The organism is Promicromonospora citrea (assembly GCF_013004695.1).
In the GTDB taxonomy this organism is placed as follows: Bacteria; Actinomycetota; Actinomycetes; order Actinomycetales; family Cellulomonadaceae; genus Promicromonospora; species Promicromonospora citrea.
The window spans coordinates 1-7,452 of record NZ_JABEMG010000175.1 but is presented as its reverse complement, the minus strand read 5'-3'; the positions used below and the strand labels follow the sequence as shown (position 1 = coordinate 7,452).

Annotated in this window: 8 protein-coding genes; 3 read left to right on the top strand and 5 right to left on the bottom strand. The window is 73.5% G+C overall.

Annotated features, from left to right (window positions below; genetic code table 11):
- Positions 1 to 213: 213 nt before the first annotated feature.
- Positions 214 to 960 carry a PadR family transcriptional regulator gene (locus tag HLB15_RS21315; RefSeq protein ID WP_171108450.1) on the bottom strand — a complete coding sequence of 249 codons (747 nt, stop codon included), beginning with the start codon at positions 958 to 960 and terminating at the stop codon, positions 214 to 216.
- A gap of 182 nt (positions 961 to 1,142) precedes the next feature.
- Here HLB15_RS21315 and HLB15_RS21310 point away from each other — a divergent pair, with 182 nt between their 5' ends.
- Positions 1,143 to 2,045, top strand: coding sequence for an HAD family hydrolase (locus HLB15_RS21310; protein WP_229785666.1), 903 nt, complete (start codon positions 1,143 to 1,145; stop codon positions 2,043 to 2,045).
- Here the strand turns inward: HLB15_RS21310 and HLB15_RS21305 are convergent.
- From HLB15_RS21305 to HLB15_RS21290, 4 genes are all read right to left on the bottom strand, one after another.
- Positions 1,987 to 2,598: a trimeric intracellular cation channel family protein gene (locus tag HLB15_RS21305; protein ID WP_171108446.1), complete on the bottom strand. Its 612-nt coding sequence runs from the start codon at positions 2,596 to 2,598 to the stop codon at positions 1,987 to 1,989. The genes HLB15_RS21310 and HLB15_RS21305 overlap by 59 nt on opposite strands.
- Positions 2,599 to 2,674: 76 nt before the next feature.
- Positions 2,675 to 3,121, bottom strand: a complete 447-nt coding sequence (locus tag HLB15_RS21300) for a hypothetical protein (RefSeq protein WP_171108443.1) — start codon at positions 3,119 to 3,121, stop codon at positions 2,675 to 2,677.
- 178 nt (positions 3,122 to 3,299) lie between these two features.
- A complete protein-coding gene (locus tag HLB15_RS21295) occupies positions 3,300 to 3,776 on the bottom strand; it encodes a restriction endonuclease (RefSeq protein ID WP_171108441.1) in 477 nt (158 codons plus the stop codon).
- Between the two features lie 62 nt (positions 3,777 to 3,838).
- Positions 3,839 to 4,948 (bottom strand): amidohydrolase family protein, encoded by a 1,110-nt coding sequence (locus tag HLB15_RS21290; protein WP_171108439.1) that lies wholly within the window; start codon positions 4,946 to 4,948, stop codon positions 3,839 to 3,841.
- Positions 4,949 to 5,145: 197 nt separating this feature from the next.
- Here HLB15_RS21290 and HLB15_RS21285 point away from each other — a divergent pair, with 197 nt between their 5' ends.
- Positions 5,146 to 6,033: an SIS domain-containing protein gene (locus HLB15_RS21285; protein WP_229785667.1), complete on the top strand. Its 888-nt coding sequence runs from the start codon at positions 5,146 to 5,148 to the stop codon at positions 6,031 to 6,033.
- 49 nt (positions 6,034 to 6,082) lie between these two features.
- Complete coding sequence (locus HLB15_RS21280) at positions 6,083 to 7,402, top strand: ABC transporter substrate-binding protein (protein WP_171108435.1); 1,320 nt, start codon at positions 6,083 to 6,085, stop codon at positions 7,400 to 7,402.
- Positions 7,403 to 7,452: the final 50 nt, after the last annotated feature.

Sequence of the window (7,452 nt, the reverse complement as noted above, 5' to 3'; positions counted from 1 at the left end):
CGTGGCGGGGCGCGGTCGGCGGGCCGAGCTCCGCGAGCGGCCCGGACGGCGCGCCGCGCTCGGCCGCGGCGCACCCGGTCAGGACGAGGGCGGCGGCCAGGACGGCGGCTCGGGCGGTACCTCTCACGGGGCCAGACACTACGTGCCCGGACCGGGTGGTCCGGGCACGTCGACACAACCTGCCGCAAACCTCCCCGCGGGGAGGCGGGTGGCTCAGTCGGTCCCGGCCTGCCGGCCGGCGAGCGTGAGGTAGACGTCGCGGCGCGCGGCGTCGAGGAGGGCCGTGACGGCCTCGACCTGCTCCGGCGTGCCGGTGCGGACGACCTGCTCGACGGCGTCCGCCAGGGCGCGCAGCTCGTGCCGCAGGGCGCGGCCGTGGCCGTGCCCGACCTGTTCCCAGGGCGTGCCGAGCTCGTCCCGGTGCTGCTCGACGTGGGCGGTGCCCTCGTCGGTCAGCGTGGCGAGCTTGCGGCCGCCCTCCTCGGACAGGCGCACGAGGCCCTCGTCCGCGAGGAGCGAGAGGGCCGGGTAGACCGCACCGGCGCTCGGGCGCCAGCGGCCGTCCGTGCGCTCGGCCAGCTCGCGGATGATCTGGTAGCCGTGCATGGGCTGCTCGGCCAGGAGCAGGAGGATCGCGGCGCGGATCTCACCGCGCCCGGCGCGACGGGGGCCGCGCCGGCCCCCGCCGCCGTGGGGTCCGCCGTGGGGTCCGCCGTCGCGCGGGCCGAAGCCGGGACCGAAGCCCGGGCCGAAGCCGTCGCGACGCTCGGACCGGCCCCAGCGGCCGCGCTCGCGCTCGTCGCGCTCGCGTCGGCGGCCGCGCTCGTCCCGACCGCCGCGACGGTCGAGGTCGTCGGGGATGCCGACAAGGGCGGGCCGCAGGCCCGGGACGAAGATCGGGATCTCGAAGCCCCGGCGGCCGGAGCCGCGGGGGTGCTGTGAGGTGTCGTGGGTGTGCATGGGTTCTCCTTCAGAGACGGTGGGCCGGGAGCGGGGATCGCTCGACCGACACACTCACGATAGATCAAAGATATATCGTTACGCAAGACCCAGTTTTCACCCGGCGGGAAACTTCGCGCCGAAGTGCTGTGACTTCCGCGTTCGGCGTGCGTCTGGAGGGCATGACGGATACGACAGAGACGGTGACAACGCCCAGGACCGACGACGCTCAGGGATCCGGACGCCGTCTCCGCGCTGCGGCAGCGGACGGCGTGCTCGTCGCGCTCGACATCGACGGCACGCTGCTGCGCACGCGCGCGGACGTGCCGGACGTGGTCGTCGCGGCGGTCGCCGCGGCGCGCCGCGCGGGCCACCACGTCGTGCTCGCCTCGGGTCGCTCGCTCGTCGGCGTGCTGCCCGTGGCCCGGCGGCTCGGCATCGACGCCGGCTGGGTGGTCACCTCGAACGGCGCCGTCGTGGCGCGGCTCGACGCGGCGTGCCCCGGCGGCTACGAGCTCGACACGGTGCGCACCTTCGACGTCGAGCCCGTGATCCGCCGCGCCCGGTCCCTCGTCCCCGCCGTGCAGGTGGGGGTCGAGGAGATCGGCTGGGGCTACCGGGTCACGAGCCCGTTCGACCCCGCCGCGGTGAACGGCGACCAGCGTCAGGTGCCCGACGCCGAGCTGTGGGAGGTGCCGGCCACGCGCGTCATCCTGCGCGGCGAGGGCGCCGCGCGCCTGGTCGAGCCCCTGCGCTCGCTCGGCGTGACGCCCGTGCCCGCCGCCGCCGACTGGGTCGACGTCACGCCGCGCGACCTGAGCAAGGCCACGGCGCTCGAGCACGTCCGCGCCACGGTCGGCGTGGCCGCCGCCCGGACCGTGGCCGTGGGCGACGGCGTCAACGACCTGGAGATGATCGCGTGGGCGGCGCGCGGGGTCGCGATGGGGCACGCGCCGGCCGTCCTGCGCGACGCGGCCGACGAGGTCACCGGGACCTTCGACGAGCACGGCGTGGTGGCCGTGCTCCGCTCCCTCGTGACGCCGGCGGTCAGCGCGAGGACGGCGGGGCCTGCCAGCGGTGGCGCAGCGAGACCATGCGCAGGCTGAACACCACCGCGGCGATCGCCCACGCGGTGGGCAGGCCGAACCAGCCCAGCCAGGAGGTCAGTGCCGTGAGCCCGGCTCCGAGCAGGGCCGGGATCGCGTAGAGGCCGCGTGCCCGGAAGATCTGCGGCACGTCGTTGGCGACGACGTCACGGATGACGCCGCCGCCGACGGCGGTCACCACGCCGAGGATCGACGCGGCGGTGTGGTTCATGCCGGCGTCCAGCGCGACGAGGGTGCCGGTGACCGAGAACAGCGCCATGCCGCCGGCGTCGAACGTGAGCAGCACGTCGTGGAAGCGCTGCACGACGTGCGCGAAGAAGTACACGATCACCGCGGCCAGGACGGGAGGTGCGAGGTAGACGGGGGAGTCGAAGGCGCGCGGCACGCCGACGTCGAGGATGACGTCGCGCAGGATGCCGCCGCCCAGGCCGACGCACGTGCCCAGCAGCAGCGAGCCGATGATGTCGAACTGCCGCCGGACGGCGAGCAGCGACCCCGACACGGCGAAGAAGAACACGCCCAGCAGGTCGGGGACGAGCTGCGTCCAGGTCACGTGGCGGCCTCCTTCGTCAGGGACGGGCCGGTCCGCGCGGCCCGGCCCACGCAGCACTGTGCCACGGCGCGGGGCGTCAGGCCGCCTCGGCGTCCTGGGCGGCGAACCGGGCGACGAGCGCGTGCAGCTCGGCGCGGTCGTGGACCTGGCGGCCCAGGAGGAGCGCCGCCTCGTGCCTGCTGTGCTCGGCGCAGTGCGCGCGGACCTCGGCGGCCTCGTACAGGTCGAGCGGTGCCTCGAGGGTCGAGCGTCGCCCGGCCCGGGCGAACGCCGCGGCGGGGGCGAGGTCGTCGAAGAACAGCCAGCGGTCGTCGGGGAGGTCGACGGCGGCGCCGCGGCAGACCAGCACGTCGGCGGTCTCGAGGGCGTCGGGCAGGGCGGGGTGGTCGACGACGGCGGTGTACTCCTGCGCGGGCGCCGCGCGGAGGGCCCATCCGCAGGGGTCGTGGGCGTAGGCGCGGCAGACGGACGTGACGAGGCCGCCGCCGGGCAGGACGCCGAGCGGGGCGGAGCTGAGCGACATATCGATCCTTCGCATACTATTGCCCGGTCCTGTTCGCGGGCATATGTGCGGTATTTCCATGCAAATGCATGGAAATCCGCGCGGGCTTCACCCGGGAAGCGATCGGGGTGGGGGGTGCTTCGCTGGGGTGCTTCTGTCGTGCGGGTCGGTCGCGCGCCGTCGTGCGGCGGCGCAGGCGTCAGCCGGCGGCGGCAGGCTGGGGGACCAGCCGCGTCCAGTCGACCGTGGAATGCAGCATCGTGCTCAGGCCAATTCGCTCGACCGGTATTTCTGATTCCCGGGTCGATTCCTCGAGCTCTTTGTCCCAGGAATCGGTCGTCGCCATGACGATGCGCGCGGAGAAAGGCGCTTTGCCCGAGGCCGCGAGAAATGATGCGAGCTCTTCGCCCGACAAAGGAGCGCCGGGGTCGTGGAACCGGCACCGGACCGCGACGAGGCGCCCGGTGTCGCGCTCACGCGCGACCAGGTCGATCCCGTCCCCCGCGCCCTGGTGAGCGGGCCACTCGTCCCACGACCACACCTCGTCGAACGCGGGGGTGCACTCCTCGTCGGCGCGCAGGAATGCCTTCATCAGGTCCTCGAACTTCTCGTCCCTGTCGGAGTCGGACTCCGAGCGGAACATGTAGTCGTCGAGGAGGTCCTCGAGTGCGGTCATATCAGCATTCTGTCAAGAAGTGCCGAGGGCCGCTCTCCGGGGCGTCGTCGTTCACTTCTCATTCACCGTCCGCGCGCGTCCAGCACGCGGCGGGCGTTGTCCGCGTAGAGCCCGGGCAGGAGGTGCGCGGGCAGGGCGGCTCCGGCGATCTGCCAGCGGCCCTGCGGCGGAACGTCCTCGCCCGGCACGTAGTCGAAGGCCTCGTCGGCGGACTCGAGGAAGCGGAAGTGCACCTCGAGCTCCTCGGCCGACAGCGGGAAGGCGTCCGTGCCGAACAGCACGCGGTCGGGGAAGTCCTCGACGAGGCGCCGGAAGCGGCGGGGCTGGCGGCCGAGCTCGCCGAGCCGGCCCGCGATGTCCACGACGAGGTTCGGTGCGGCCCGCAGCAGCCGCTCGACGCGGTCGAGGTCCTCGGCGACGCAGCCCACGTGGGCCCCGATGTAGCGCGTGCCGGGCGTAGCGACCAGGAGGCGCTCGAGCGCGTCGATCAGGTCGTCGAACGCGGGGTAGCGGTCCCGGTCGGCGAACGACCAGCTCGGGTGGCCCGCGAGCTCGTCGAACCGTTCGTTGTGCGCGTCGAGCGGGTCGAAGAACGCCTTCGGGTCGGCCACGTGGATCAGCACGGGCAGGCCGAGCTCGCCGGCCAGGGTGAGCACGCCGACGACCCGGGGGTCGTCGGGCAGGACCAGGGCGCCGTCCGGGCCGCGCACCGTGAGCCCGACGTTCTTCCACACCTTGAGCCCGCGTGCGCCGCGTGCCGCGCTGTCGCGCAGCTGCTCCGCGATCACCTGCTCGCCGTCGGGTCGCTCCAGGAGCGTCCAGTCGACCTGGCAGAACGTCACGAAGCGGTCCGGGTGCGCCCGGTCGTACCGGTCGAGGTTGGCCTCCAGCTCGTCGCCCCACAGCCCGTCCAGGTTGACGACGGTCGCGATGTTCGCGGCGTCCATGAGCGCGAGCAGCGCGTCGACGTCGGGCGCGCACCAGTCGGGGGTGAGCCAGCGGCCCAGGTGGTTGTGCACGTCGACGGCGGGGACGGCGGCGCGCGGCACCCGCGTGACCGGGACCGACACCTGCGGCCGCGGCGCCCACTCCACGAGCCGGAGGTCCGGGACGGCGACGTCGGCGGTGTCGCCCGCACCCAGCGGGTCGACGTTCGGGTCGACAGGGCTCATGACTGCCTCCTGACGGAAAGTGAGTGTGCTGCCCCCGAGGATCGTCGAGCCGCGCACGGATTGCAGCCTTGTTACGCGATTCGATCACCGAAACTGATCGAATCCGCCAGTCTTGGTGACGGGTCGCGCACCCGTCGAGCACGATGGGCGCGACGACAGGCGCCAGGTGCGCACCGCACGACGACAGGACCTTCTCCGTGACCCTCAGCACCATCACCGAACGTGAGATCCGCAGCCAGCCCGACGTCTGGGCCCGTGCCGCCGCCGCGGCCGCCGACGGCGCGCCGGTCCTCGGCCGGCCGGGCGAGCGCGTCCTGGTGCTGGGGTGCGGCACCAGCGCGTTCGTCGCCGAGTCGCTGGCGGTGCTCCGCGAGCGCGCCGGCCAGGGCGAGACGGACGCCGCCTACGCGTCCGAGTGGACGCCGGGCCGCACCTACGACCGCGTGGTCGTCATCAGCCGCTCGGGCACCACGAGCGAGGTGCTCGAGGCGCTCGCGCAGGTTCCCGACGGCACCCGCACCGCCGCCGTCGTCGGCGTCGCGGGCACGCCGGTGGCCGAGGCCGCCGACGAGGTGCTCGTGCTCGACTTCGCCGACGAGGAGTCGGTGGTCCAGACCCGGTTCCCCACCGCCGTGCTCGTCCTGGCCCGCACCGGGCTCGGTGAGGACCTGACCTCCGCGATCGAGCAGGCGCGCGCCGCGCTCGACGCCCCGCTCGCCGTCGACGTCGCGGCGTACGACCACTTCGTCTTCCTCGGCCGGTCGTGGACCCGCGGCCTGGCCCAGGAGGGGGCGCTCAAGATCCGCGAGGCCGCGCAGGCCTGGTCGGAGTCCTACCCGGCCCTCGACTACCGCCACGGTCCCGTGGCGGTCGCCGGGGAGCGCAGCCTCGTGACGCTGTTCGGCGACGCCGACCCCGCGCTCGCCGCCGACGTCGAGCGCACCGGAGCCACCGTGCGGCACGACGACCTCGACCCCCTGGTCCAGCTCGTGCAGGCGCAGCGGCTCGCCGTCGAGGTCGCCCGGGCGCGCGGGCTGGACGCGGACACCCCGCGCCACCTCACGCGCTCGGTCGTGCTCGGCTGAACCGCACCACCCAGACCCAGGAAAGAACGCAGAGAGACGAGGACGACCCATGCTGCGTCACCACCCCCTCAGGAGCGGCGCCCTCGGCGCCGCGAGCCTCCTCGTGACCACGGCCCTGCTCACCTCGTGCTCCTCGGGCACGCAGGGCGCCACGACGCTCGACGAGGACGCCGACGTCACGCTCACCTGGTGGACCGGACAGGCCGACCAGGCCCAGACCATCCTCACCGGGCTCGCCGAGGAGTTCGAGCAGGAGCACCCCAACGTCACCATCGAGGTGTCCTCGGGCGCGCCCTCGACCGAGGACCTGCTGCAGAAGCTGTCGTCGTCGTTCGCGGGCGGCACCTACCCGGACATCTCCTACGCGTTCGGCTCGTGGGCGAGCGAGCTCGCCGACTCCGGCCGGACGCTGGACATCACCGACCAGGTGTCCGACCCCGCCGTCGGCTGGGAGGAGTTCTCCGGGGCCGCGCGCGCCACGGCGCAGCCGACCGGCGAGGAGACCATCGGCTTCCCCGCCGTGGTCGACAACATCTCGCTCATCTACAACAAGACGGTCTTCGACCGCGCCGGCGTCGAGTACCCCACCGAGGACTGGACGTGGGACGACTTCCGCACGGCCGCCAAGGAGCTCACCGACCCCGCGACGACGACGTACGGCTACGGCTACTCGGTCTCCGGCTCGGAGGAGACGACGTGGCAGTTCTGGCCGCACCTGTGGCAGAACGGTGGCGAGATCCTCGACGAGTCCGGCACGCAGGCGACCTTCGACTCGGAGGCGGGCGTCGAGGCGCTCACCCTGCTGCGCGACATGGCGGTCGAGGACGAGTCGGTCTACCTGGACCAGACCGACACGAAGTTCGGCCAGATCTTCGCGAGCGACCAGATCGGCATGATCACCTCGGGCCCGTGGTCCCTGTACGACCTGCAGACGGCGGGCACGGACTACGGCGTCGTGCCGCTGCCCGGCACGGACGGCGACCACACGACGATCTCGGGCGCGGACCTGTGGGTGCTCTTCGACCACCAGGACGCCAACCGCGAGTACTGGGCGTACGAGTTCACGAAGTGGCTCACCGACCCGGAGCAGGACGTGCGCTGGAACGTCGCGTACGGCAACCTGCCGCTGCGCGAGAGCGAGATCGACTCGCCCGAGTTCACCGCGCAGGTCGAGGAGATGCCCGGCCTCGACGTCATGGCGGCCAACAGCGCCAATGCCACCATCCCGCGCCCGACGGTGCCCGGCTACGTGCGCCTGTCGGAGGCGATCGGCACCGCGATCTCGGAGGTGCTGCAGGGCCAGGGCGACCCGGCCGAGGCGCTGCAGCGAGCCGCCGACGAGGCGACGGCCGCGCTGGCGGACACGTGACGGCGACCGCCGCGCCGGTGCGGCGCGACCCGGCCCCCGCGCCCGTGCGG